Source organism: Streptococcus sp. SS4 (genome assembly GCF_030440125.1).
In the GTDB taxonomy this organism is placed as follows: Bacteria; Bacillota; Bacilli; order Lactobacillales; family Streptococcaceae; genus Streptococcus.
In genome coordinates this window covers 50,360-74,350 of record NZ_JAQFJM010000006.1, presented here as the reverse complement: position 1 = coordinate 74,350, position 23,991 = coordinate 50,360, and the positions used below count along the sequence as shown (strand labels likewise).

The window sequence follows — 23,991 nt, the reverse complement described above, 5'->3', positions numbered from 1 at the left end:
AACCAGTAAACTATTAACTGGTTAAGCATTTTGAAAGGAATATCATGAAAAAGAAACGCATTTTTGGCCTAGCAGGATTAGCAGCAGTTGTTTTAGCTGCTGGTGCAGGTATTTATTATACGACTAGTCACCACGGTCCAAAAGGAAATGGTGATTTGAAAGTTGTGACGAGCTTTTACCCTGTTTATGAATTTACCAAGCAGGTTGTAGGAGATGAGGGAGAGGTGTCTTATCTCATTCCTGCTGGAAGTGAAGCCCACGATTTCCAACCATCTACTAAGAATGTCGCTGACATTGAAAAAGCAGACACTTTTGTCTACCTAAATGAAAATATGGAAACCTGGGTTCCAAAAGTTGAAAAGTCTATCAACACTAAAAATACAAAAATCATTAAGGCAAGTCAAGGCATGGTTCTCTTACCTGGAATAGAGGAAGAAGATCATGATCATGGTGGAGAAGAACATCACCACGAATATGATCCCCATGTTTGGCTCTCACCTAAACGTTCTCAAAAATTAGTTGAAACTATTAGAGACGGTTTGATTGCTCAGCATCCAGATAAAAAAGCAGTCTTTACAACCAATGCCGAGAAATACCTTAAAAAATTAAAGACTTTGGATAAGGAGTATACTGAAGCCTTTAGTCAAGCAAAACAGAAAAGTTTTGTTACTCAGCACGCAGCTTTTGCCTACCTTGCCTTAGATTACGGTTTGAAACAGGTACCAATTTTAGGTGTTTCAGCTGAGTCCGACCCTTCTGCAAAACGTATCGCTAGCCTTTCTAAGTATGTCAAAGAATATGATATTAACTATATCTATTTTGAGGAAAATGCTTCAAGTAGTGTTGCTAAAACCTTAGCTAACGAAGTAGGAGTTAAGACAGCAGTTTTAAATCCAATTGAATCACTAACTAAGGAACAGTTGAAAAAAGGTGAAGACTATGTCAGTGTTATGACTGAGAACCTAAAAAATCTTCGTTTAACAACGGACGTTGAAGGTAAAGCTATCCAACCTGAAACGGGAAGTGATGACAAGAAAACGGTTCAAAATGGTTACTTCGATGACAAAGATGTTAAAGATAGAGAACTTTCGGATTGGTCTGGTGAGTGGCAATCGGTTTATCCTTATCTTCAAGATGGTACTTTAGATCAAGTATTTGAATACAAATCTCTATTGAATAAGGATAAAACAGCACAAGAGTATAAAGAATACTACACTAAGGGCTATCAAACAGATGTTTCTAAAATTGCTATTGATGGTAAAAAGATGACCATGACTTTCACTAAGACTGATGGAAGCAGTGTGACACACACTTATCGTTATGATGGTTATAAGATTTTGACCTATACTTCTGGTAAAAAAGGTGTCCGTTATCTCTTTACAGCAACTGACAGTCAAGCAGCAGATAACCCTTACCAGTATGTCCAATTTTCAGATCATCAAATAGATCCAACAAGTTCAGCACATTTCCATATTTTCTTTGGAAATAGTAGCCAAGATGAGATTCTAAAAGAAATGGATAATTGGCCTACTTACTATCCTGGAAAACTTAGTGGCTTTGAAATTGCACAAGAAATGGTTAGCCATTAATACTAGAAATGCACTCATTCGTGAGTGTTTTTCTTTTTTTAAAAAAATCTTTCATTTCTTAAACTCTTAGAAAATTGCTAGTGTCATTAGTTTTAAACAGAAATTTAAAGCATCGTATTTTTTCTAAAAAAATCCTGTAAAAAATTAAATAATTACTACATTTTTTCATTCTTTAGTGGTACAATAATAGTACGATTTTCAGATGATCAGGAGAGACCCATGAACCAGTATTTAGTAGCGATACATTATATTCAACTGCTTCAAGCAGAACTCGATATTCTAAATCATGATGCACGCTTGCTTTTTGATTTAAAGATTGAACCAAATCTTGCTAAAAGAGAGCTTGCTGACTTGAAAGTATCCCTATCTAAATTATCTGACAAAAACCTTTATATCGAAGGTACAATCTGGTATCAGCCAAGTTTGTTTGCAATCATTGATCAAAATTTAGGGGTTATTGATGACTGGCTCAAGGAATTAGATGACTTCTTTGAATTTACCTATAGTACAACAGTTTTCACTGTTTTGAAAGAAAATGAAAATCGAAGTTACGACTTATTACTTGGTCTCTATAGCCGTCTTGAATACGTTATTTCAGAAATAAAAAATTGTCGTTAGATGACTAACGGCTTTTAGTATATAGAAAAATTAGATTCTATTTTAAATATCAAATAATTTGACAAAATACCCAAATGTGTGTAAAATAAAATTTGAAAATACTCTAATAAAAAGAATGTTAAGTTAAAGGAAGATAATAACTAAGTGAGTAAGCAGGGGTTGAAATTGGGGGATTTTGTTAAATATTATTTGGTGAGCCTTGTGTCGCTGAGCTTTTTATGTCTTATTTTGTATGGGCTATATTCTTTAAACGGGCTCATTAATTTTTCTCTAGATAGAGCTTCAGGTCTTGAAGTTAAGCATTATTCAGGACAGACTACCTCTTCGGTAAAAAAAGATGGTGATTATAAGGTTCAGGATATTAGCGGTGAAACTAAGAGCTACAATGTTGATTTGAAAGTAACAAACGATGGGGACAAGGTTATCCAAACCTATGTCTTTGAGTATAAAAAATGATTCTATAATAAAAACTCACAAACTTAGCAGGATTGTGAGTTTTTTAGATGTTTTTTACCAAAGTCCTAATAGCTTTTGCATGAGAAGAGAAGCAAGGCTAATTAATAACCAGCAGACTCCTCCCACTAGAAGTGCTGAGCCTCCTTTAGTGATTAGTGTTTTGAGGTTCGTTTGGAAACCGATAGCTGTCATTGCCATAATAATCATAAATTTTGAAAGGTCTTTTAATGGTGAAAATACGGCAGGTCTTACACCGAGTGACATTGCAACAGTTGTAATCAGTGAGGCCAAAAGGAACCAAAGGATAAAGTTAGGCACTGCTTTGGTTAGCGAGAATGCTTCCTTTGTATTGTCCTTTCGAGACTGCCATACAGAAAGCCCAAGAGTTATAGGGATGATAGCAAGTGTGCGAGTTAATTTAACAATTGTTGCCTGCTCTAGAATGGATGTTCCATGTAAGCTATCCCAGGAACTAGCTGTAGCAGTTACAGAAGAAGTATCGTTGACAGCTGTTCCAGCAAATATGGCAAAGCCTTGATTGCTAAGTCCCAACCAGGATCCCAAGTGAGGGAAGAGTAGAGCTGCTAAGATGTTGAAAAAGAAAATTACAGAGATTGCTGTTGCAATAGATTCATCTTTAGCCTTGATTACAGGTGCAGTTGCAGCAATAGCAGATCCCCCACAAATAGAAGAACCAACACCTACTAAAGTAGCAATTTCACTATCTAGCTTGAACACACGATGGACGACATAAGCAGTAAGTAGTGCCGTAGTAATAGTCACTAGAATAATGGGAAGTGACGTTACGCCAACCTTAAAGACTTGAGAAAGATTTAGTCCAAATCCAAGAAGAATAACAGCGTATTGTAATACTTTTTTAGATGTGAATTGCATTCCTGCTTTAAGTTTCTGAGAATCTCTTAGAATAATTCCTAGCAGAAGTCCTATAAATAAACCAAGGACTGGCCCACCAATAATAGGAAATAAGACTCCAAGAGTCCAGGCTACAAGCGAAATAAGTATTGCAATACTTATACCAGGTAAGAACGATTTGATTTTCATTTTTCATCTCCTTAAAAGTTACCCACATTGTATCTTATTATTTAGGATATGTAAAGGTGTTGTTAGGGATAGTTTTGAGGGGAAACTATCCCTATAACTTGCTAAGTGGTGTTATTTCTGATAGAATAGTATTAAAATATTATAATTGAAATTTTTATGAGGGAAGGGTTGTATGTATCGTCATTTAAAGAAGTATTTGATTTTTATTGTGGGAGCTTTTATTTGTTCATTATTTTTAGTCTTAGCTTTTACAACCGATAGAAAAAATGATAACAGTGTCAACGCTAAAGCTGAAGCTGCTTATAACCAAACGACTACTGCTTTTATAGGTAATATCGGTGAAACTGCGAGACAAATTGGTCAAGACTATAATATCTATGCTTCTGTTCTAATTGCTCAAGCTATTCTTGAATCGAATTCTGGGCAGTCAGGTCTGAGTCAAGCTCCTTATTACAACTTCTTTGGGATTAAGGGCTCTTATAATGGAAACTCCGTTACTATGCGTACTTGGGAAGATGACGGTACAGGAAAGACTTATGAGATTGATGAAGCCTTCCGTTCTTATGGAAGTCTGAGTGATTCCCTAGCAGATTATGCTGCTTTGATGACGTCATCTACTTATGCAGGTACTTGGAAATCAAATACAAGTAGTTATGCAGATGCCACTCAGGCACTGACAGGGACTTATGCTACAGATAGTCTTTACGCCTCTAAATTAAATAGCATTATTGCATACTATGGTTTGACTGCCTATGATCAAGCTCCAGTTACCCAAGCAACTGGTTCAACAAGTGGCCTTGTTTGGAACAGCTATAGAGGCTCATATACAGATACTGATACCTTATCTATAGATGAAGCTTGGGCAAGCTATAAAAATTATAAATAATGATGAGAGTCGAAAGGCTCTTTTTTGTGCTTTAAATTGGATAGTTTTGGCGATAAAAAGTCCCCAACATTATGTGCTGGGGACTAGCATCTATTAGTTGTCAAAAGTGACTTCTTTAACGAGGTTATCAAGGAATTTTTCTCCCATTTTAGAGAGGGTTGCCTTTTCATGCTTCAAGTAAACAATATCAATTTCATCATCAATACCAAGTGGGATAGAGACAATGTTATCACCATTCAAATTACTATTTAAAATACCTGTAGCAATGGTGTAACCATCCAAACCGATTAATAGGTTGAAGAGTGTCGCTCGGTCTGAAACCACGATAGACTTTTTATGGGGAATCTGAGAGAGAATCTCTTCAGAATAGTAGAAGGAATTATGAATCCCCTGATCATAGCTAAGGTATGGAAATTCTTCTAAATCTTCCAAAGAGACAACTTCATGCTTAGCCAATGGGTTTGACTTGCTGACAAAGATATGGGGTCTAGCTTTGAAGAGACTGGTATATGTGAGGCGGTTGTCATCAAACATCTTAGTCAAGACATCTCGATTATAGCTGTTAAGGAAGAGAACACCGATTTCTGAACGGAAGTTCTTAACGTCCTCAATGATTTCATAAGTACGTGTTTCGCGTAAGAAGAGCTCGTAACGTGTCATGTCAGCTCTCTTGAGAAGTGAGACGAAGGCATTGACAACAAAAGCGTAGTGTTGAGAGGAAACACTAAACAATTCACGTGTTTCTGTGTGACTTTTGTAGCGTTCTTCCAAGAGATTCGTTTGTTCCACTACTTGACGTGCATAAGAGAGAAATTCAACTCCATCTTTGGTTAAAGTGATTCCCTTGGGGTTACGGATAAAGATATCAATTCCCATTTCTCTTTCCAAGTCACGAACAGCATTTGAAAGACTTGGTTGCGTAATGAAAAGTTGTTTTGCAGCTTCATTCATTGAGCCGGTTTCGACGATTTTGATAATATAATGTAATTGTTGAATTCGCATAGCCTTATTATAGCATATTTTAAGGATTATTCCTTAGGATAAGAGGCAAGTAAAAGGTCTTTTTAGGACTATACCAATTTTTATGCTTGACAATGTCAAATATATCGAATATACTGTCCTCGTTAAGCTTTTTAAAGAGCTTATTGACTATACCAATTTTAAATGAAGGAGACATGACCTCTTTGATCTGAGGTTATTATTAAAAATATGTGTGGAATTGTTGGTGTTGTAGGTAACACAAATGCAACTGATATCTTGATTCAAGGACTTGAAAAGCTAGAATACCGTGGTTATGATTCGGCTGGTATCTTTGTAGCTGGCGATGCATCTAGTCAATTGGTTAAGGCTGTTGGCCGTATTGCGGAACTTGCTACTAAAACTGAAGGAGTAGAAGGAACAGCAGGTATTGGACATACTCGTTGGGCAACTCACGGTAAACCAACAGAGGATAATGCTCATCCACACCGCTCAGAAACTGAACGTTTTGTTTTGGTTCACAATGGTGTTATTGAAAACTATCTTGAAATTAAGGAAGAATACCTTTCTGGTCATCATTTCAAAGGTCAAACCGATACTGAAATTGCAGTTCACTTGATTGGAAAATTTGTTGAAGAAGATGGTTTGTCAACTCTTGAAGCATTCAAGAAAGCTCTTCACATTATCCGTGGATCATATGCCTTCGCTCTCATGGATTCTGAAGATGCCTCAACAATTTACGTGGCAAAAAACAAATCACCACTTTTGATTGGTCTTGGTGATGGCTATAACATGGTCTGCTCAGATGCCATGGCTATGATTCGCGAAACTAATCAGTACATGGAAATTCACGATCAAGAGTTAGTTATCGTGAAAGCTGATAGTGTCGAAGTCCAAGATTATGATGGTACTGTTAAAGAACGTGATAGCTATACAGCTGAACTTGACCTTTCTGATATTGGTAAAGGCACATACCCTTACTACATGCTCAAAGAAATCGATGAGCAACCAACAGTAATGCGTAAGCTTATCCAAGCCTACACAGATGACAAGGGTCAAGTGGCTGTAAATGCTGATATTATTAAGGCTGTTCAAGAGGCTGATCGTATCTATATCCTTGCGGCAGGAACATCATATCATGCTGGTTTTGCTTCTAAGAAGATGCTCGAAGAGTTGACAGATACACCAGTTGAGCTTGGTATTTCTTCTGAGTGGGGTTATGGTATGCCACTCCTTAGCAAGAAACCTCTCTTTGTCTTTATTAGCCAATCAGGTGAAACAGCAGATAGCCGTCAGGTTCTTGTTAAAGCTAACGAGTTGGGTATTCCAAGTTTGACAGTGACAAACGTTCCAGGATCTACCCTTTCTCGTGAAGCTGACCATACAATGCTTCTTCATGCTGGCCCAGAAATTGCCGTAGCTTCTACTAAAGCTTACACTGCTCAGATTGCGGCTCTTGCCTTCTTGGCTAAAGCAGTCGGTGAAGCTAATGGTAATGAAAAAGCTAAAGCTTTCGACTTGGTACATGAATTGTCACTTGTAGCACAATCTATCGAATCAACACTCTCTGAAAAAGAAGTTATTGACGAGAAAGTGGCAGCTCTTCTTGCAGAAACACGTAACGCTTTCTATATTGGTCGTGGTCAAGATTACTATGTTGCTATGGAAGCCAGTCTTAAATTGAAAGAAATCTCATATATCCAATGTGAAGGTTTTGCAGCAGGTGAGTTGAAACACGGAACGATTGCTTTGATTGAAGATGGTACACCTGTTATTGCGCTCTTGTCTGACGCTGTTCTTGCTAGCCACACTCGTGGTAATATTCAAGAGGTAGCTGCTCGTGGTGCTAAAGTGTTGACTATTGCTGAGGAAAATGTTGCTAAAGAAGGTGATGACATCGTTCTTAATAATGTTCACCCTTACTTGTCACCAATTTCAATGGTTGTACCGACACAATTGATTGCTTACTTTGCAACACTTCATCGTGGACTTGACGTCGATAAACCACGTAACTTGGCTAAATCAGTTACTGTTGAATAAAAATACCAACATCTCTTACAATGTAAGGGATGTTGTTTGTTTTTATCCTTTTTACCCTTGCTTAATTGGGAAATCTAAAGTAGAATAGTATCTATATCACAATCTTAGGAGAGAATTATGTCATTACCAAATTGTCCAAAATGTAACTCAGAGTATGTTTATGAAGATGGAATCTTGCTTGTATGTCCTGAATGTGCCTATGAGTGGGATCCAAACGAAGTTGCAGAAGAAGAAGGACTTGTGGTTCTTGATAGCAATGGAACACGTCTTGCTGACGGTGATACTGTTACAGTTATTAAAGATTTGAAAGTGAAAGGTGCGCCAAAAGATATTAAACAAGGCACACGTGTTAAAAATATTCGTTTGGTTGAAGGTGACCATAACATTGATTGTAAGATTGATGGTTTTGGCGCTATGAAACTTAAATCTGAATTTGTTAAGAAAATCTAAAATAAGCTTTAGGGATGCTAGACTTAAGTATTGTTTGTTTCTCAGGACAGACTATTTAAGTCTCCCAGGAGTGTGATTATGAACTCATTTTGAAAATTGGGTCTAGTCACACTCCTTTTTACTATTTTCAAAATCTTATATCATTTTTTCAAAAAAATTGGTATAATATTCAATAATACTAAATAATTATAGGAGTTTATATGTCATACGTTTTGGAAGTATTACCAGCCCTTTTGAACGGTGCGGTAGTCACACTTCAAGTATTTTTCATTGTTATCGTACTGTCGATTCCATTAGGGATTGTACTTGCTTTCTTAATGCAGATTAAATTCAAACCTTTAAATTGGTTATTAACCCTTTACGTTTGGATTATGCGTGGAACGCCTCTCCTTTTACAATTGATCTTCGTTTATTACGTTCTTCCAAGTGTTGGGATTGTCTTCGATCGTCTACCAGCTGCTATTCTTGCTTTTACGCTTAATTATGCAGCTTATTTCGCAGAGATTTTCCGTGGAGGAATCTTGGCTATTCCGAAAGGACAATACGAAGCAGCAAAAATGCTTAAACTTAGTCCTTTCCAAACCATCCGCTACATTATCCTTCCTCAGGTAGTCAAGATTGTCTTGCCAAGTATCTTTAACGAGATTATTAACTTGGTTAAGGATTCATCATTGGTTTATGTTCTTGGGGTTGGAGACCTTCTTTTGGAAAGTCGTACCGCTGCGAACCGTGATGCGACCTTAGCACCGATGTTTGTGGCCGGAGCTATTTATCTTATCCTTGTGGGTGTTGTGACTGTGGCTTCGAAAAACATCGAAAAGAAATTCAACTATTATAAATAGGAGACCTTATGTTAGAATTAAAAAATATTTCCAAGCAATTTGGTCAACACAAAATTTTTGATAACTATAACCTAACTGTCGAAGAGGGAAAAATCTTAGCTATTGTTGGACCATCTGGTGGTGGTAAAACGACTCTCTTGCGTATGCTAGCAGGACTTGAAACCATTGATTCAGGACAAATTATTTATGAAAATGAAGAGATTCCTTTGGATCAGATGGAAAGTCGTAATTTGCTCGGTTTTGTCTTCCAAGATTTCCAACTGTTTCCACATTTAACAGTCTTAGACAATCTAACGCTTTCGCCAATTAAGACGATGGGAATGTCTAAGGAGGATGCTCAGAAAAAAGCTCAAACTCTGCTTGACCGTTTAGGCCTTGGAGCTCACGGAAATGCTTATCCTTACTCTCTTTCTGGGGGACAAAAACAACGTGTTGCATTTGCGCGTGCTATGATGATTGATCCGAAAATTGTCGGCTATGATGAACCAACATCAGCTCTTGACCCTGAGTTGCGTCAAGAAGTGGAGAAATTGATTTTGCAGAATCGTGAGACTGGGATTACGCAAATTGTTATCACTCACGATATGCAGTTTGCACAGCACATCGCCGATGAGATTGTCACTATCAATCCAAAATAGTGAGGATTTTCCATGAAAAAAATAGTAAAAACAGTTTTGCTTGGCTGTCTTGTCATTTTGCCTTTGTTTGCGCTATCAGCTTGTAGCTCGCGCTCACATTTTGCAACTCAGAAAGATCAGTGGCAAACCTATACCAAAGAAAAGAAAATCAAAATTGGTTTTGATGCGACCTTTGTTCCTATGGGATATGAGGAAAAGGATGGTAGCTATGTTGGTTTTGATATTGATCTTGCAACTGCAGTCTTTAAATTGTATGGTATCGATGTTGAATGGCAGGCTATTGACTGGGATATGAAAGAAACAGAACTGAAGAATGGGACAATTGACCTCATTTGGAATGGTTATTCGGTCACGGATGAGCGTAAGCAGTCTGCGGACTTCACGGAACCTTATATGGTCAATGAACAAGTACTGGTAACCAAAAAGTCTTCGGGAATTGATTCTGTTGCTGGAATGTCAGGTAAAACCTTAGGTGCCCAAGCAGGGTCTTCCGGTTATGATGCTTTCAATGCTTCTCCGAAGATTTTGAAGGATATCGTTGCCAACCAAAAAGCAGTCCAATATTCGACCTTTACTCAAGCCTTGATTGACCTTGATAGTGGACGTATTGACGGTCTATTGATTGACCGTGTGTATGCTAATTACTACTTAGAAAAATCAGGGGTTCTGGATCAGTATAATGTTATGCCTGCTGGTTATGAAGGTGAAAGCTTTGCTGTAGGTGCTCGTAAAGCAGATAAGACACTGATCAAAAAAATCAATCAAGGATTTAGAACCCTTTATAAAAAAGGAGAATTCCAAAAGATTTCTAACAAGTGGTTTGGCGAAGATGTTGCCACAGACCAAGTTAAAGGGAAAAAATAGAAGGATAACAACATTCTAGAAGGGATGTTGTTATTTTTTTATGGAAAATACTTGAAATATAAGAAGTTATAATTTATACTAGTGTTAGTTTATAAACTAACGAAAGGGCAAGCATGGGATATTTTGATTATTCAAGAGAACCGCAAAGTGATATTGCTTTTGTAGATATGAAATCTTTCTATGCAAGTGTGGAGTGTGTTGAACGTGGACTGCACCCTCTTAAGACCTCTCTATGTGTGATGAGTAGGGCTGAAAATGCGAATGGTTTGATACTAGCCTCTTCCCCTATATTTAAGCAAGTTTTTGGCAAGTCAAATGTTAGTCGTTCTTATGACTTACCTTTTGACATTCATTCTCGTAAGTTTCATTATTATAATGCCAAAAAGCAGGGACTTCCAACGGATAGAGATTTTGTAGATTACATCGAATCTTGGGCCAAGGTTACCTTTATCGTTCCTCCTAGAATGGATCTCTATATAAAAAAGAATATCCAGATTCAACACATTTTCCAGAATTATGCCAGTGTTGAAGATATTCTTCCCTATTCCATTGATGAGGGTTTCATTGATCTCACGTCGTCACTGAATTACTTTATTCCCGATAGGACTGTTACTAGAAAAGATAAGTTAGACATGATTTCAGGGCGTATTCAAAGAGATATTTGGAGGGAGACAGGTATTTACTCGACAGTTGGAATGTCTAACAGCAATCCCCTATTGGCTAAGTTAGCTCTTGATAATGAGGCTAAACATACGGCTACTATGAGAGCCAACTGGTCCTATGAAGATGTCGAGACTAAGGTTTGGAATATTCCCCATATGACTGATTTCTGGGGGATTGGTAAGCGGATGGAGAAGCGGCTAAACAAGTTGGGAATTTGCTCCATTCGAGAACTTGCTAATAGCAATCCTGATATTCTTAAAAAGGAGTTAGGTATTGTAGGTTTAGACCTCTTTTTTCATGCTAACGGTATTGATGAGAGTAATGTTCATAAACCTTATAAACCAAAGTCACATGGCTTAGGAAATTCTCAAATCTTACCACGAGACTATGAGCGTCAAGCTGATATTGAATTGATTCTAAGAGAGATGGCGGAGCAGGTAGCCATTAGGTTAAGACGAGCTCATAAGAAAGCTTGTCAAGTTTCCATTAGCATTGGATTTTCAAAGTTAGAGGGCAAGCGTTCGCTACAAGCACAGATGAAGATTGAACCTGCTAATAACACAAGGATATTAATAGGACATGTCATTGCACTCTTTAGGAAGAAATATCAAGGAGGGGCTGTTCGAAGTGTGAGTGTCTCTTATGCAAATTTTGTAGATGAAGGGTTTCAAATTCTTTCTTTATTTGATAATCCAGATGACATTGATAAAGAAGAAAGGCTTCAGTCAGCTATAGATAGTATTCGTCAGGAATTTGGCTTTACGACCATTCAAAAAGCGACTTCTTTACAGGGGGCATCTAGGAGTCTTGCTCGAAGTAAGCTTATTGGTGGACACTCGGCTGGGGGATTAGATGGCTTAAAATGATAGACCGTAGTTACCTTCCCTTTCAATCAGCTAGGGAACATAAAGATAGGGGAATGATGAAGTGGATGGGCTTTTTCTTGTCAGAACACACAAGTTCCCTACATGAAGATAAGACTAAAGAAAATCTTACGAGTCATTCGGATGATTTAGAGAAGTTTACTTTATTAAACCAGCTTTATTCAGGTCAATTATTGGGAAATTTCCAGATAAAGTATCAAGGTAGGCGCTGTAGATGTAGTGGCTATGTGGTTGACTTGGATTTTAATCAAGTTACTATAAAATCTTGCAAGCGACATAAATGTATTCTAACAAAGGATATATTAGAAATTAGTTTGGGGGTTGAAAACATAGATGAGAAAGAGAAAAATTTATGATGATAAACTTCAAATTGATTATTTTTCTGATAGCTATTTAAAATTTGAAGAAGACTTTTATCGCTATTCTGCTATGGATATTCCCTTAACCTTTTTGACGGATGATATTATAAGGGAGATGGCTATCAGTCAAAAGAATTATTTTCTACTCAATAAAGAGAATGCTAGAGATGGACGCAATCATTATTTTCATTTTGAAGTCAGCCTACTGGATTCCAAGACACTCGTGAGACAGTATAGGTATCTTGGAAATGATTGAAGCATAGCTATATCAGCAGAAAAAATAGTACTTATCGAATTTGTATAGAGACTTTTCAAGAAGTTTTCGCAAGCTAAGAAAACTTTTATGTAAGCGTTGACATTGTCTCTGTAAGTGCTATAATGAAGGTGTTAAAAGTTATCATATGGAGGTAATTAAGATGAGAGCAGTTGTTGTTAATCAAGCAAGCACAGGTGTTGAAGTTGTTGATCATGAAAAACCAGCAGTAGTAGGTCATGGCCAAGCTTTGGTTAAAGTTGAGTACTGTGGCGTTTGTCATACTGACCTTCACGTATCTCATGGAGACTTTGGTCAAGTACCAGGTCGTATACTGGGCCACGAAGGTATTGGTATTGTCGAAGAAGTTGGCGAAGGGGTTGAAACACTTAAAAAAGGTGACCGTGTATCAATCGCTTGGTTCTTCGAAGGATGTGGTTATTGTGAATACTGTACAACTGGTCGTGAAACACTCTGTCGTTCTGTAAAAAATGCTGGTTATAGTGTTGATGGTGGTATGAGTGACTATGCTTTGGTTACCGCTGACTATGCTGTGAAAGTTCCAGAAGGACTTAATCCTGCTCAAGCTTCATCTATTACCTGTGCGGGAGTTACAACATATAAAGCTATTAAAGAAGCTAAAGTTGAACCTGGTCAATGGGTAGCTATTTATGGTGCCGGAGGACTAGGTAACTTGGCTATTCAATATGCTAAGAAAGTTTTCAATGCACGAGTAGTGGCTGTTGATATCAACCAAGATAAACTTGATTTGGCTAAAGAATCTGGTGCTGATTTAGTGGTGAACGGTAAAGAAGTTGAAGATGTAGCAGGCTATATCCAAGAAAAAACTGGTGGTACACACAGTGCTGTTGTAACCGCTGTTTCTAAGGTTGCTTTCAATCAGGCTATCGATAGTGTACGTGCTGGTGGAACAGTCGTTGCGGTTGGTCTCCCATCTGAATATATGGAGCTCTCAATTGTCAAAACAGTTCTAGATGGTATCCGTGTTGTTGGATCTCTTGTAGGTACACGTAAAGACTTGGAAGAAGCCTTCGACTTTGGTGCACAAGGATTGGTAGTACCGGTTGTTGAAACTGTTCCTGTTGATACAGCGGTGGAAGTATTTGATCAAATGGAAAAAAGGTGAAATTCAAGGACGTAAAGTACTTGATTTCACTAAGTAAGAAAGCATCTATCTATGCTATCCTGACTATGTGGAGACTCGAGTGATGTAAACTTGTACTGATACCAGAAAGTTAGACAAATAATTTAGTGAAGGATTTAGTTTTCTACTGTATAGGACTAAGTCCTTTTGTTTTACCTTAAATCGTTTGTTGTTGTAATAGGCTCTGACCTTAAAAAGATAGACAAAATTTAATTCATATGAAAAGTAGTAAAAAAGTTATATAATGATTTCGTAAATAAAGAGTTAAAGAATATTATCATTTATAACAAGGAGTATGAAATGGATTCTACCAACTTGGACTCGGAACTATTCATAGAGTTTAAATCACGTGGGAAACGATGCCAACTTTTTTATATATCCGATAGCCATAGTGAAGGGTTATATGAGACTGTTTCTACTGAACGAGAACGTCTTGCTAAGTGGCTTCCTTGGGTGGATGAGATGAAAAGTATTGAAAATGAAAGAGCGTTTATAAAGTATGCACGTGAAAAAATGGAGCATAATGAGTTATTTATGTTAACAATTTGCGTCAATCAGAAACCAGTAGGGATGATAGATATACATAATATTGATTTACAAAAACATCAAGCTGAAATTGGATATTGGATATCAGAAAAATATGAAAATCAAGGTTTTGTAAAGCAGGGATTAAAAGAATTAATAAAAATCATTCCATCCAAATTTAAAATTGATAAGCTTTTGATTTATATAGATGTTGATAATGTTAAAAGTAAGTTTATACCAATCAGTTTAGGTTTTAAAAAGGAAAGCAAAATTTCCCAATTCGAGTTTTATAATGGATCCTATCATGATTTTGAAATTTATGGGCTAAATGTCAATGAAAGCAATATAGCAAATGATTAAAGTGAATTTTTTTACAAATAAATAACTATCAGAGAGTTTTGATTTTACCCCATTATCTAGGTGTGATGTAAGAGTTAGTATTGAACATCAGAAGAGGAAAAATTCTTCTGACCCCATATCATTGCTTATTGCTCTATTTTTGTAATTAAGATATAAAAAAATCCCCACCAGAAAGAAATTCTGGTGGGGTATTTGGTGGGGAACCAAATATAAGTAATTTGATTTTAGCGTTTAAAAACAATTTAAAATGCTGTTAAATCAATCGAGTCACTTTAAATTAGGTTTATATTTTATTCCCACTCTACAGTTGCAGGTGGTTTACTTGTAATATCGTAGACAATACGGTTAACGTGGTCAACTTCGTTAACGATTCGAACAGAAATCTTTTGAAGAACTTCCCATGGAAGTTTCGCAAAGTCAGCTGTCATACCGTCGATTGAAGTGATAGCACGGATAGCGATAGTGTAGTCGTAAGTACGGCCATCACCCATAACACCGACAGAACGAACGCCTGTGTTAACAGTGAAGTATTGCCATACATCACGATCAAGACCAGCTTTGGCAATTTCTTCACGAAGGATAGCATCAGACTCACGAACGGTTTCAAGTTTCTCTTCAGTGATTTCACCCATAACGCGGATGGCAAGTCCTGGTCCTGGGAAAGGTTGACGCCAAACGACTTCATCAGGCATTCCCATTTCAGTACCAAGGGCACGAACTTCGTCTTTAAAGAGGGTATTAAGTGGTTCAATCAATTCAAATTGCATGTCTTCTGGAAGACCACCAACGTTGTGGTGAGATTTGATTGTTTGAGCTGTCTCAGTACCTGATTCAATAATATCAGTATAGAGCGTTCCTTGAGCTAGGAAGTCTACACCTTTAAGTTTGCTTGCTTCGTCATCAAAGACGTAAACAAACTCGTTACCAATGATTTTACGTTTTTTCTCAGGATCATCAACACCAGCCAAGAGGTCTAGGAAGCGTTTAGAAGCATCAACACGGATAATGTTGAGGCCAAATTTACCTCCAAGCATCTCCATAACTTGGTCACCTTCACCTTTACGGAGAAGACCGTGGTCAACGAAGATACATGTCAATTGATCACCGATAGCTTTTTGCAAAAGGACACCAACAACAGATGAGTCAACCCCACCTGAGAGTCCAAGAAGGACTTTACGGTCACCAACTGTTTCACGGATTTGTGCAATTTGCATATCTACGAAGTTAGCCATTGACCAGTCACCTTTGGCACCACAGATACCAAAAGCAAAGTTTTTCAAAATGTCGTTACCATATACAGAGTGACGAACTTCTGGGTGGAATTGGATACCATAGAAGTTTTTCTCGGTATCTTCCATCGCAGCGAATGGGCAATCCACTGAGTCACCAACAAGATGGAAACCTTCTGGAATTTCTGTAACAGCATCACCGTGGCTCATTAGAACGACTTGTTCTTCAGGAGTTTCAGCAAAGAGCTGTGATTGGGCACGAAGGCGAAGTGTTGATTGGCCATACTCACGGTTACCTGCTTCACCAGCTGGAACAACTTTACCACCGAGTTTGTGGGTCAAAAGTTGCATTCCGTAACAGATACCAAGAATTGGGATACCTAGCTCGAAAATTTCTTCGTCAATACCAAATGCATCTTCGGCATAAACAGAGTTAGGACCACCAGAAAGTACGATACCGATAGGATTGATGGCACGGACTTCATCAGCGGTAATTTTATGGCTCTTCAATTCAGAGAAAACACCAAATTCACGAATACGACGTGCAATCAGCTGATTGTATTGGCTACCATAGTCTAGAACAATGATTTTCTGCACATCATTCAAAGTAGAAATGTCAGTCATTATTACCCTTTCTTTTTACGTCACACATGGACTCTTTCTTATGCAATCATTGTATCACAAATTTATGGACTTAGCACCTAGATTTATACGAGAAACTGTAAGTATCATACTCATCTTTACAATTCTGTTACTTTTTTTGTAAAATAGGGGTACAGAAGGGGGTATTAGATGTTACCAGCGTACATTCGCATACATGATAAGATTAAGGAAGATGTTGATGATGGCACTTGGAAAATCGGGCAACGTCTCCCTAGCGAGCGAGATCTTTGCGAGACTTTTGATGTGAGTCGGATGACTGTGCGTCAGGCCATAACACTTTTAGTAGACGAGGGGATTTTAGAGCGTAAACCAGGCAGTGGAACTTTTGTGGCTAGTAGTCGAGTTAAGGAAAAGATGCGTGGAACTACGAGTTTTACGGAGATTGTCAAATCCCAAGGCAAGAAACCATCTAGTGAGCTTATTTCTTATCAACGTGTACATCCAAATGAGTTTGAAATCAAGAATTTAGGTGTTTTACCGCAGTCCTATGTCATTCGTATGGAACGTGTTCGCTTTGCCGATGACATTCCAGTTGCCTATGAGATTGCTAGTATCCCTGAGAAAATTATCCGAGGTTTTAAGGAATCAGAAATTACCGAACACTTCTTCAAAACCTTAACTGATAATGGCTATGAAATAGGGAAAAGTCAGCAGACCATATCAGCCAGTTTGGCCAATAGTAGTCTAGCCAAGCACCTAAAGGTTAAGATTGGTGATGCTCTCTTGAGTTTGACACAGATTTCCTTCCTCCAAGACGGGCAGGCTTTCGAATATGTACGAAGTTACTATGTTGGCGACCGTTTTGAATTTTATTTGGAGAACAATTAACAGTCACGGCTTTTTTCTGCACAAGAATCGTGCTAACACCATGATTTTATGGTAAAATGGAGCTTATGGAAATTGAAAAAACCAATCGCATGAATGCCTTGTTTGAGTTCTATGCAGCCTTGTTAACAGATAAGCAGATGAACTATATTGAGCTATATTATGCGGATGATTATAGTTTGGCAGAAATTGCCGAGGAATTTGGTGTGAGTCGTCAGGCTGTATATGATAACATCAAGCGTACTGAGAAGATTTTAGAAGCTTACGAGATGAAACTACATATGTATTCAGATTACATTGTTCGTAGCCAAATATTTGATGATATCATGGAAAAATACCCAGACGATAGCTATCTTCAGGAACAAATTGCTGTGCTCAGCAGTATCGATAATAGAGATTAGACCCAAGCAGAAAGTAAGAGAGGAAATGACATATGGCTTTTGAAAGCTTAACGGAACGCTTGCAAGGCGTTTTCAAAAATTTAAGACGTAAAGGAAAACTTTCAGAGAAAGAAGTTCAAGAAGTCACTAAAGAGATTCGTTTGGCACTTCTTGAAGCAGACGTAGCCCTACCAGTTGTTAAGACATTCATTAAACGTGTTCGTGAACGTGCTGTAGGTCACGAAATCATTGATACTCTTGATGCTTCGCAACAAATCATCAAGATTGTTAATGAAGAATTGACAGATATTCTTGGGTCTGAAACATCTGAAATTGAGAAATCTCCAAAGATTCCAACTATCATAATGATGGTTGGTCTCCAAGGGGCTGGTAAAACAACCTTTGCTGGTAAATTGGCTAATAAGCTGATTAAAGAACAAGAAGCCCGTCCAATGATGATTGCGGCGGATATCTATCGTCCTGCAGCCATTGACCAGTTGAAGACTTTGGGACAACAAATCAATGTTCCTGTTTTTGATATGGGTACAGAGACACCGGCGGTTGAGATTGTCAAAAATGGTTTGGAACAAGCGCGTGCCAATAAGAATGACTATGTCTTGATTGATACGGCTGGTCGTTTGCAGATTGACGAGACTCTCATGCAAGAATTGCATGATATTAAAGATTTTGCTCATCCAAACGAAATTCTCTTGGTTGTAGATAGCATGATTGGTCAGGAAGCTGCTAACGTTGCCAAGGAGTTCAATGAACAACTAGATATCACAGGTGTCGTTCTTACTAAAATTGACGGTGACACACGTGGTGGTGCGGCTCTTTCTATTCGTGAGATTACTGGTAAGCCAATTAAATTCACAGGTACTGGTGAGAAAATCACAGATATTGAGACTTTCCACCCAGACCGTATGTCAAGCCGTATCTTAGGTATGGGTGACCTTCTTACCCTTATTGAAAAAGCTTCTCAAGAGTACGACGAGAAAAAATCTCTTGAGTTGGCTGAAAAGATGCGTGAAAACACCTTTGACTTCAATGACTTCATCGACCAATTAGACCAAGTGCAAAATATGGGTCCTATGGAGGATTTGCTTAAGATGTTGCCAGGTATGGCTAACAATCCAGCCTTGGCTAATGTTAAAGTAGACGAGAAACAGATTGCACGCAAGCGTGCCATTGTATCATCAATGACACCAGAAGAGCGTGAAAATCCAGATCTTTTGACACCAAGTCGTCGTCGCCGTATTGCAAATGGTTCAGGGAATACCTTTATTGAAGTAAACAAGTTTATTAAAGACTTCAACCAAGCCAAACAAATGATGCAAGGTGTTATGTCTGGTGATATGGAGCAAATGATGCGTCAAATGGGTCTTAACCCAAATAATCTTCCAAAAAACATGCCCAATATGCCTGATATGGGTAATATGGACATGTCTGCTCTTGAAGGCATGATGGGTGGCGCAGGTATGCCAGACCTTGGTGATATGGACCTTAGTCAAATGCTTGGTGGTGGTCTTAAAGGTAAGGTCGGTTCCTTTGCCATGAAACATGCGATGAAGCGTCAAGCCAACAAGATGAAGAAAGCTAAGAAAAAACGTAAATAAGAAACTTAGAACGCTAGGGCACTTTGCTCTAGTGTTTTTTTCTGAAAATTATTGACTTATATAACTATACACTGTAATATACTAATGTATATACAGTAAAAGGAGTAAATAATGAAACCTAAAAAGAGAATTCAAGAAATGACCTTTGCAGCTTTATTAACTGCAATTGCTATCCTTATCCCAAGTATTATGCCAATTAAACTAATCATCCCACCGGCTTCGTATACTTTGGGGAGTCATGTTCCAATATTTCTAGCTATGTTTATATCGCCCTGGGTAGCAGCTTTTGTTATCTTAGCTTCTAGTTTGGGATACTTTATGGCGGGCTATCCGATTGTGGTTGTTTTTAGAGCCTTTTCTCATATTATATTTGGTTTTTTAGGCGCACTCTATTTGAAAAAATTTCCACAAACGATAGAAAACCATAAATCATCATTACTTTTCAACTTTGTTTTAGGACTTATCCATGCCTTAGGTGAAGTTCTTGCTTGCGTGATTTTTTATTCTGTAACTGGTGAGGATTTCCAAAAACTGTTCTATGTTCTTTTTGTTTTAGTTGGTTTTGGCACTATTATCCATAGTATGATAGACTATGTAATAGCATTAACGATTTTCAAAAGTATTCGAAAAATACGCTAGTTGAAAGAGGGAGGGTTTGTCTATGGCTTCAAATCGAAAAGAAGAATTATTGGCACTCTTAAAGGGAGCTAAAGAAGCAATGAATGGACAAAGTTTGGCGGAGCATTTTGGTGTGACACGTCAAATCATTGTTCAAGATATTGCCCTCTTACGTGCAGATGGTGCCCAGATTATTTCAACTAATAGGGGCTATATCTATAAAAGTAGCGATGACAATTGTTATATACGTAGGCTGTTTAAGGTGAATCATACTGTGTTAGATATGAAAGATGAGCTTTTGGCTATTGTTGATAATGGAGGACGTATTCAAAATATCATGATAGATCATCCAGTTTACGGAGAAATTCAGACTTTGTTGAAATTGACTTGTCGTCGAGATGTTAGTCATTTTTTAGATCAATCATCGTCAAATGACTTTCGTCCCTTATCTGATTTAACAAATGGTGTTCATTACCATCTTGTCGAAGCAGATAGTGAACAGGATATGGCTTATATAGAAGAGGCACTAAACCATCTAGGATTTTTAGTTAAAGAATAATACAAAAGAGAATTGTAAAAGTAGTTAGTTTCACTTGAAGTTAACTGCTTTTTTTGATAAACTTATGTTAGTTTATTAACTTACGGAGGTAGCTATGTTTTCAGGACAACGACTTAAGGAAATTCGAGAAGCACAAGGAATGAGTCAGGCAGCAGTGGCTAAGCATCTAGGAATTTCTCGCTCCTCTTATTTTAACTGGGAAAATGGTAAGACGAAACCAAATCAAAAGAATCTATCAGTATTGGCTGAACTTTTTGGTGTAGCTGAGACATATTTTCTATCTGAACATGAGATTGTAGAAGTGTACTTGGAATTAAATGAGGAAAATCGTCAGGAAGCTTTGCGACTCACTAAGGCTCTCTTGGAGGAGCAAGAAGCAGAAAAGCAGAAGGCACCTGTTATTCCGTTATATTCTTACAAAGTTTTCGAGCGTTTGTCAGCTGGAACAGGGTATACTTACTTTGGTGATGGCAATTACGATGAAGTTTTCTATGATGAAGAATTAGATCATGATTTTGCGTCATGGGTATTTGGAGACTCTATGGAACCTACCTACCTAAATGGAGAAGTAGTGCTAATCAAACAAACAGGCTTTGATTATGATGGAGCTGTTTATGCTGTAGACTGGGATGGTCAAACCTATATCAAAAAGGTCTATCGTGAGGAAGAGGGCCTTCGTTTAGTTTCTCTCAATAAACGTTATGGTGATAAGTTTGCACCCTATGACGAAGATCCTCGAATCATTGGTAAGATTGTTGGTAACTTTATGCCTGTTGAGGGGTAGGCAACTTTTATCAATTGGGCATCTCAAATTAAATCTGTTATAATACTAAGTAAAGCAAAGCCAATGATTTGGCTTTTTTTAAAGATTTTAAATGATATTTTGCTAAGAATACAAAAGGAGAAACATATATGGCTACTATTCAATGGTTTCCAGGCCACATGTCTAAGGCCCGTCGACAGGTTCAGGAGAACCTTAAACATGTTGATTTTGTTACAATTTTAGTGGATGCACGTTTGCCACTTTCGAGTCAGAACCCTATGTTGACCAAAATTGTTGGCGATAAACCAAAGCTTCTAATTCTCAATAAGGCTGACCTCGCTGACAGTAATCGTACGAAAGAATGGCGTACCTATTTTAAGAGTCAAGGGATTAAAACCTTGGCCATCAATTCCAAGGAACAATCTACAGTTAAATTGGTAACAGATGCTGCTAAGAGTCTTATGGCTGACAAGATTCAACGGCTACGTGAACGCGGTATTCAGAAAGAGACCTTACGAACCATGATTATTGGGATTCCAAATGCAGGGAAATCTACCTTGATGAACCGCTTAGCTGGTAAAAAGATTGCTGTTGTAGGAAATAAACCCGGCGTTACAAAAGGTCAACAGTGGTTGAAGTCTAATAAAGACTTGGAAATTCTTGATACTCCAGGTATTTTGTGGCCTAAGTTTGAAGATGAATTGGTTGGATTGAAACTCGCTTTGACTGGTGCCATCAAGGACCAGCTATTGTCAATGGATGAAGTGACGATATTTGGACTCAACTATTTTAAAACTTACTATCCTGAACGTTTAGAGGAACGCTTCAAAGGGATTGACCTTGAAGAAGAGGCACCAGAAATCATTATGGAAATGACTCGAAAACTTGGCTTCCGTGAAGATTATGACCGTTTTTATAATCTATTTGTCAAAGAAGTTCGTGATGGAAAACTAGGCCGTTACACACTTGATATTGTTGGGGTCGATACTGATGGCGACAATTAAAGAAGTCAAGGAGCAATTGGCAGCATTGACAGATCTTGATGACTACCGATGGGCAAGTTTTGAGGAAGATAGTCGATCTGGTGTACAGACTGCCATAAAGCAACGTCGCAAAGCTATCCTGGCTGAGATTGCTGAGGAAGAACGCTTAGAAATGATGCTCAGTTACGAAAAATCGCTTTATGCTCAGGGAGTTGAACTTATTGCTGGTGTTGATGAAGTTGGACGTGGTCCTTTAGCTGGCCCAGTTGTAGCTGCAGCGGTTATCTTACCAAAGCTTTGCAAAATAAAGGGTCTCAATGACAGTAAAAAGATTCCAAAATCTAAACATGAAGCTATCTATAAGCAGGTAATGGAGGAAGCAGTGGCTGTCGGTATTGGTATTAAGGATAATCATGTGATTGATGACGTCAATATTTATGAAGCAACCAAGCTTGCTATGGCTGAAGCTATTGAAAAACTAAGTCCCAAACCAGAACATTTGTTAATTGATGCCATGAGCTTGGACCTACCAATAGGACAAACATCAATCATAAAAGGGGATGCTAATTCTTTATCTATCGCAGCAGCTTCAATCGTAGCAAAGGTAACTCGGGATAAGATGATGGCTGATTATGATCAGGAGTTCCCTGGCTACGCCTTTGACCAAAATGCAGGCTATGGCACCAAAAATCATCTGTCTGGCATAGATAAATTTGGTGTTACACCAATTCATAGAAGAAGCTTCGAACCAATAAAGTCAATCATAAAAAAGTAGGTGAAGTGGTGTGATTTTAGCTATTGATATCGGAGGGACTTTTATCAAATTTGGATTAGTTGATAATGATTTTAGAATTAGCAACCAATCTAAAGTGCCGACACCATCGTCCCTAGATAATTTCTGGATAACTTTAGAGAGTATTATTTCATCATTTAAGAATGTTATTTCTGGTATTGCCATTGCATGCCCGGGCGAAATTAATAGTAAACGAGGTTTTGTTTTCAAGGGTGGTCTTATTCCTTATTTGACAGCCATTCCTCTTGGGACACGCTTGTCAAAAACATTTCAACTGCCTGTAAAGGTTATCAATGATGCTGATGCGGCAGCTTTGGCTGAAGCAAGATATGGTAGCTTACAGGATTTGGATTGTGGTGCTGCCTTGGTTTTAGGTACTGGCGTTGGTTTAGGACTTATCTCACAGGGGGATTTGTTAACTCCTCTGTCGGTTACCCGATATTTGCGTTCTCCAAGTACCCAAAGCAAGAGTCAAACGGCTCTACCTTTCCAGTGGGAATTATTTATGCATGGCTTAGTAAGCCTTGTCGATAATAAGGGGTCTGCAGTAGGCTTTGTTCATGAAGCCAGTCAATTACTTGGATTGATTCAAGATGATGGTCTAGCCGTATTCTCAGCTATAGGGGAAAATCAATCGGAAGATCTAAATCTTTTATTTAAAGACTATTGTCATGAAATTGCTGTTCTGATTCTTAATTTGCAGAGTTTATTCAAGTTAGATGGAGTTGTTATCGGTGGAGGCATCAGCAGCCAAAATGCTTTGATAGAAGGTATTGTTAATGCTTATGAAGAGTTATTTAATGAAAAAACAGAATTAGGTTTTGAGCCGATAACAATTCAAGCTTGTCATTTCCATAACGACAGTAACCTCTTAGGAGCGGCATCATATTTTACTTCTGAAAATGCCTTATAATTAACAAAAGTTCCATG

At 37.9% G+C, this 23,991-nt stretch carries 25 protein-coding genes and 1 pseudogene; 23 read left to right on the top strand and 3 right to left on the bottom strand.

Going from position 1 to position 23,991, the window contains the following annotated elements; all coding sequences use genetic code 11:
• The first annotated feature begins 44 nt into the window (after nucleotides 1-44).
• The 3 genes from PCY16_RS06370 to PCY16_RS06360 all read left to right on the top strand — a co-directional run bounded on the left by PCY16_RS06370 (nucleotide 45) and on the right by PCY16_RS06360 (nucleotide 2,663).
• Nucleotides 45-1,589 (top strand): zinc ABC transporter substrate-binding protein AdcA, encoded by a 1,545-nt coding sequence (locus PCY16_RS06370; RefSeq protein WP_195414173.1) that lies wholly within the window; start codon nucleotides 45-47, stop codon nucleotides 1,587-1,589.
• A gap of 219 nt (nucleotides 1,590-1,808) precedes the next feature.
• Nucleotides 1,809-2,207 (top strand): hypothetical protein, encoded by a 399-nt coding sequence (locus tag PCY16_RS06365; protein ID WP_004182418.1) that lies wholly within the window; start codon nucleotides 1,809-1,811, stop codon nucleotides 2,205-2,207.
• A 144-nt stretch (nucleotides 2,208-2,351) separates the two neighbouring features.
• Nucleotides 2,352-2,663 (top strand): hypothetical protein, encoded by a 312-nt coding sequence (locus tag PCY16_RS06360; RefSeq protein ID WP_195413583.1) that lies wholly within the window; start codon nucleotides 2,352-2,354, stop codon nucleotides 2,661-2,663.
• A gap of 54 nt (nucleotides 2,664-2,717) precedes the next feature.
• Here PCY16_RS06360 and PCY16_RS06355 read toward each other — a convergent pair whose 3' ends face one another.
• Entirely contained in the window at nucleotides 2,718-3,725 is a 1,008-nt protein-coding gene (locus tag PCY16_RS06355) for a YeiH family protein (RefSeq protein ID WP_195413584.1), read from the bottom strand.
• Between the two features lie 172 nt (nucleotides 3,726-3,897).
• Here PCY16_RS06355 and PCY16_RS06350 point away from each other — a divergent pair, with 172 nt between their 5' ends.
• A complete protein-coding gene (locus PCY16_RS06350; RefSeq protein ID WP_175062925.1) occupies nucleotides 3,898-4,611 on the top strand; it encodes a glucosaminidase domain-containing protein in 714 nt (237 codons plus the stop codon).
• A 93-nt stretch (nucleotides 4,612-4,704) separates the two neighbouring features.
• On the opposite strand, the gene PCY16_RS06345 is transcribed toward PCY16_RS06350, so the two are convergent.
• Nucleotides 4,705-5,613, bottom strand: a complete 909-nt coding sequence (locus PCY16_RS06345) for a LysR family transcriptional regulator (protein ID WP_004182422.1) — start codon at nucleotides 5,611-5,613, stop codon at nucleotides 4,705-4,707.
• A 207-nt stretch (nucleotides 5,614-5,820) separates the two neighbouring features.
• On the opposite strand from PCY16_RS06345, the gene glmS reads away from it, so the two are divergent.
• The 10 genes and pseudogenes from glmS (at nucleotide 5,821) to PCY16_RS06295 (ending at nucleotide 14,632) form a co-directional block, all read left to right on the top strand.
• Entirely contained in the window at nucleotides 5,821-7,629 is a 1,809-nt protein-coding gene (glmS, locus tag PCY16_RS06340; RefSeq protein WP_175062924.1) for a glutamine--fructose-6-phosphate transaminase (isomerizing), read from the top strand.
• A gap of 117 nt (nucleotides 7,630-7,746) precedes the next feature.
• Nucleotides 7,747-8,079, top strand: coding sequence for a zinc ribbon domain-containing protein YjdM (locus tag PCY16_RS06335; RefSeq protein ID WP_002891088.1), 333 nt, complete (start codon nucleotides 7,747-7,749; stop codon nucleotides 8,077-8,079).
• 200 nt (nucleotides 8,080-8,279) lie between these two features.
• Nucleotides 8,280-8,921 (top strand): amino acid ABC transporter permease, encoded by a 642-nt coding sequence (locus PCY16_RS06330; protein WP_014634576.1) that lies wholly within the window; start codon nucleotides 8,280-8,282, stop codon nucleotides 8,919-8,921.
• Between the two features lie 8 nt (nucleotides 8,922-8,929).
• Nucleotides 8,930-9,559: an amino acid ABC transporter ATP-binding protein gene (locus PCY16_RS06325; protein WP_087009873.1), complete on the top strand. Its 630-nt coding sequence runs from the start codon at nucleotides 8,930-8,932 to the stop codon at nucleotides 9,557-9,559.
• A 12-nt stretch (nucleotides 9,560-9,571) separates the two neighbouring features.
• Complete coding sequence (locus PCY16_RS06320) at nucleotides 9,572-10,423, top strand: amino acid ABC transporter substrate-binding protein (RefSeq protein WP_145516822.1); 852 nt, start codon at nucleotides 9,572-9,574, stop codon at nucleotides 10,421-10,423.
• Between the two features lie 113 nt (nucleotides 10,424-10,536).
• Nucleotides 10,537-11,952 (top strand): Y-family DNA polymerase, encoded by a 1,416-nt coding sequence (locus tag PCY16_RS06315; RefSeq protein WP_145516823.1) that lies wholly within the window; start codon nucleotides 10,537-10,539, stop codon nucleotides 11,950-11,952.
• On the top strand, nucleotides 11,949-12,326 hold the full coding sequence (locus PCY16_RS06310; RefSeq protein WP_145516824.1) for a hypothetical protein: 378 nt from the start codon (nucleotides 11,949-11,951) through the stop codon (nucleotides 12,324-12,326). Before PCY16_RS06315 ends, PCY16_RS06310 begins: the two co-directional genes overlap by 4 nt.
• Nucleotides 12,304-12,585, top strand: coding sequence for a DUF5960 family protein (locus tag PCY16_RS06305; RefSeq protein ID WP_064524325.1), 282 nt, complete (start codon nucleotides 12,304-12,306; stop codon nucleotides 12,583-12,585). Before PCY16_RS06310 ends, PCY16_RS06305 begins: the two co-directional genes overlap by 23 nt.
• 160 nt (nucleotides 12,586-12,745) lie before the next feature.
• Nucleotides 12,746-13,766, top strand: a pseudogene (gene adhP / locus PCY16_RS06300) (alcohol dehydrogenase AdhP).
• A 281-nt stretch (nucleotides 13,767-14,047) separates the two neighbouring features.
• Nucleotides 14,048-14,632 carry a GNAT family N-acetyltransferase gene (locus PCY16_RS06295; protein WP_073685480.1) on the top strand — a complete coding sequence of 195 codons (585 nt, stop codon included), beginning with the start codon at nucleotides 14,048-14,050 and terminating at the stop codon, nucleotides 14,630-14,632.
• Between the two features lie 290 nt (nucleotides 14,633-14,922).
• Here the strand turns inward: PCY16_RS06295 and guaA are convergent, their stop codons facing one another.
• Entirely contained in the window at nucleotides 14,923-16,485 is a 1,563-nt protein-coding gene (gene guaA, locus PCY16_RS06290) for a glutamine-hydrolyzing GMP synthase (protein WP_155211961.1), read from the bottom strand.
• 168 nt (nucleotides 16,486-16,653) lie between these two features.
• Here guaA and PCY16_RS06285 point away from each other — a divergent pair, with 168 nt between their 5' ends.
• The 9 genes from PCY16_RS06285 (at nucleotide 16,654) to PCY16_RS06245 (ending at nucleotide 23,974) form a co-directional block, all read left to right on the top strand.
• Nucleotides 16,654-17,352 (top strand): GntR family transcriptional regulator, encoded by a 699-nt coding sequence (locus PCY16_RS06285; protein ID WP_008534754.1) that lies wholly within the window; start codon nucleotides 16,654-16,656, stop codon nucleotides 17,350-17,352.
• 65 nt (nucleotides 17,353-17,417) lie between these two features.
• Nucleotides 17,418-17,750, top strand: a complete 333-nt coding sequence (locus tag PCY16_RS06280; protein WP_002883908.1) for a putative DNA-binding protein — start codon at nucleotides 17,418-17,420, stop codon at nucleotides 17,748-17,750.
• 32 nt (nucleotides 17,751-17,782) lie between these two features.
• Nucleotides 17,783-19,345 (top strand): signal recognition particle protein, encoded by a 1,563-nt coding sequence (gene ffh, locus PCY16_RS06275; RefSeq protein ID WP_155211959.1) that lies wholly within the window; start codon nucleotides 17,783-17,785, stop codon nucleotides 19,343-19,345.
• A gap of 111 nt (nucleotides 19,346-19,456) precedes the next feature.
• Nucleotides 19,457-19,984, top strand: a complete 528-nt coding sequence (locus PCY16_RS06270; RefSeq protein ID WP_008534752.1) for an ECF transporter S component — start codon at nucleotides 19,457-19,459, stop codon at nucleotides 19,982-19,984.
• A 22-nt stretch (nucleotides 19,985-20,006) separates the two neighbouring features.
• Nucleotides 20,007-20,522: a transcription repressor NadR gene (locus tag PCY16_RS06265; protein WP_008534751.1), complete on the top strand. Its 516-nt coding sequence runs from the start codon at nucleotides 20,007-20,009 to the stop codon at nucleotides 20,520-20,522.
• Nucleotides 20,523-20,616: 94 nt separating this feature from the next.
• On the top strand, nucleotides 20,617-21,306 hold the full coding sequence (locus tag PCY16_RS06260; RefSeq protein ID WP_002891070.1) for an XRE family transcriptional regulator: 690 nt from the start codon (nucleotides 20,617-20,619) through the stop codon (nucleotides 21,304-21,306).
• A 128-nt stretch (nucleotides 21,307-21,434) separates the two neighbouring features.
• Complete coding sequence (ylqF, locus tag PCY16_RS06255) at nucleotides 21,435-22,289, top strand: ribosome biogenesis GTPase YlqF (protein WP_195413586.1); 855 nt, start codon at nucleotides 21,435-21,437, stop codon at nucleotides 22,287-22,289.
• On the top strand, nucleotides 22,276-23,043 hold the full coding sequence (locus PCY16_RS06250) for a ribonuclease HII (RefSeq protein WP_195413587.1): 768 nt from the start codon (nucleotides 22,276-22,278) through the stop codon (nucleotides 23,041-23,043). The genes ylqF and PCY16_RS06250 overlap by 14 nt, the downstream gene beginning before the upstream one ends.
• A 10-nt stretch (nucleotides 23,044-23,053) precedes the next feature.
• On the top strand, nucleotides 23,054-23,974 hold the full coding sequence (locus PCY16_RS06245) for an ROK family protein (RefSeq protein WP_195413588.1): 921 nt from the start codon (nucleotides 23,054-23,056) through the stop codon (nucleotides 23,972-23,974).
• Nucleotides 23,975-23,991 lie beyond the last annotated feature (17 nt).

What these genes read in the sequence shown, in the direction of transcription:
- PCY16_RS06370 (WP_195414173.1), top strand. Translation starts at nt 45, where the DNA reads ATGAAAAAGAAACGCATTTTTGGCCTAGCAGGATTAGCAGCAGTTGTT.
- PCY16_RS06365 (WP_004182418.1), top strand. Translation starts at nt 1,809, where the DNA reads ATGAACCAGTATTTAGTAGCGATACATTATATTCAACTGCTTCAAGCA.
- PCY16_RS06355 (WP_195413584.1), bottom strand. Translation starts at nt 3,725, where the DNA reads ATGAAAATCAAATCGTTCTTACCTGGTATAAGTATTGCAATACTTATT.
- PCY16_RS06350 (WP_175062925.1), top strand. Translation starts at nt 3,898, where the DNA reads ATGTATCGTCATTTAAAGAAGTATTTGATTTTTATTGTGGGAGCTTTT.
- PCY16_RS06345 (WP_004182422.1), bottom strand. Translation starts at nt 5,613, where the DNA reads ATGCGAATTCAACAATTACATTATATTATCAAAATCGTCGAAACCGGC.
- glmS (WP_175062924.1), top strand. Translation starts at nt 5,821, where the DNA reads ATGTGTGGAATTGTTGGTGTTGTAGGTAACACAAATGCAACTGATATC.
- PCY16_RS06335 (WP_002891088.1), top strand. Translation starts at nt 7,747, where the DNA reads ATGTCATTACCAAATTGTCCAAAATGTAACTCAGAGTATGTTTATGAA.
- PCY16_RS06330 (WP_014634576.1), top strand. Translation starts at nt 8,280, where the DNA reads ATGTCATACGTTTTGGAAGTATTACCAGCCCTTTTGAACGGTGCGGTA.
- PCY16_RS06325 (WP_087009873.1), top strand. Translation starts at nt 8,930, where the DNA reads ATGTTAGAATTAAAAAATATTTCCAAGCAATTTGGTCAACACAAAATT.
- PCY16_RS06320 (WP_145516822.1), top strand. Translation starts at nt 9,572, where the DNA reads ATGAAAAAAATAGTAAAAACAGTTTTGCTTGGCTGTCTTGTCATTTTG.
- PCY16_RS06315 (WP_145516823.1), top strand. Translation starts at nt 10,537, where the DNA reads ATGGGATATTTTGATTATTCAAGAGAACCGCAAAGTGATATTGCTTTT.
- PCY16_RS06310 (WP_145516824.1), top strand. Translation starts at nt 11,949, where the DNA reads ATGATAGACCGTAGTTACCTTCCCTTTCAATCAGCTAGGGAACATAAA.
- PCY16_RS06305 (WP_064524325.1), top strand. Translation starts at nt 12,304, where the DNA reads ATGAGAAAGAGAAAAATTTATGATGATAAACTTCAAATTGATTATTTT.
- PCY16_RS06295 (WP_073685480.1), top strand. Translation starts at nt 14,048, where the DNA reads ATGGATTCTACCAACTTGGACTCGGAACTATTCATAGAGTTTAAATCA.
- guaA (WP_155211961.1), bottom strand. Translation starts at nt 16,485, where the DNA reads ATGACTGACATTTCTACTTTGAATGATGTGCAGAAAATCATTGTTCTA.
- PCY16_RS06285 (WP_008534754.1), top strand. Translation starts at nt 16,654, where the DNA reads ATGTTACCAGCGTACATTCGCATACATGATAAGATTAAGGAAGATGTT.
- PCY16_RS06280 (WP_002883908.1), top strand. Translation starts at nt 17,418, where the DNA reads ATGGAAATTGAAAAAACCAATCGCATGAATGCCTTGTTTGAGTTCTAT.
- ffh (WP_155211959.1), top strand. Translation starts at nt 17,783, where the DNA reads ATGGCTTTTGAAAGCTTAACGGAACGCTTGCAAGGCGTTTTCAAAAAT.
- PCY16_RS06270 (WP_008534752.1), top strand. Translation starts at nt 19,457, where the DNA reads ATGAAACCTAAAAAGAGAATTCAAGAAATGACCTTTGCAGCTTTATTA.
- PCY16_RS06265 (WP_008534751.1), top strand. Translation starts at nt 20,007, where the DNA reads ATGGCTTCAAATCGAAAAGAAGAATTATTGGCACTCTTAAAGGGAGCT.
- PCY16_RS06260 (WP_002891070.1), top strand. Translation starts at nt 20,617, where the DNA reads ATGTTTTCAGGACAACGACTTAAGGAAATTCGAGAAGCACAAGGAATG.
- ylqF (WP_195413586.1), top strand. Translation starts at nt 21,435, where the DNA reads ATGGCTACTATTCAATGGTTTCCAGGCCACATGTCTAAGGCCCGTCGA.
- PCY16_RS06250 (WP_195413587.1), top strand. Translation starts at nt 22,276, where the DNA reads ATGGCGACAATTAAAGAAGTCAAGGAGCAATTGGCAGCATTGACAGAT.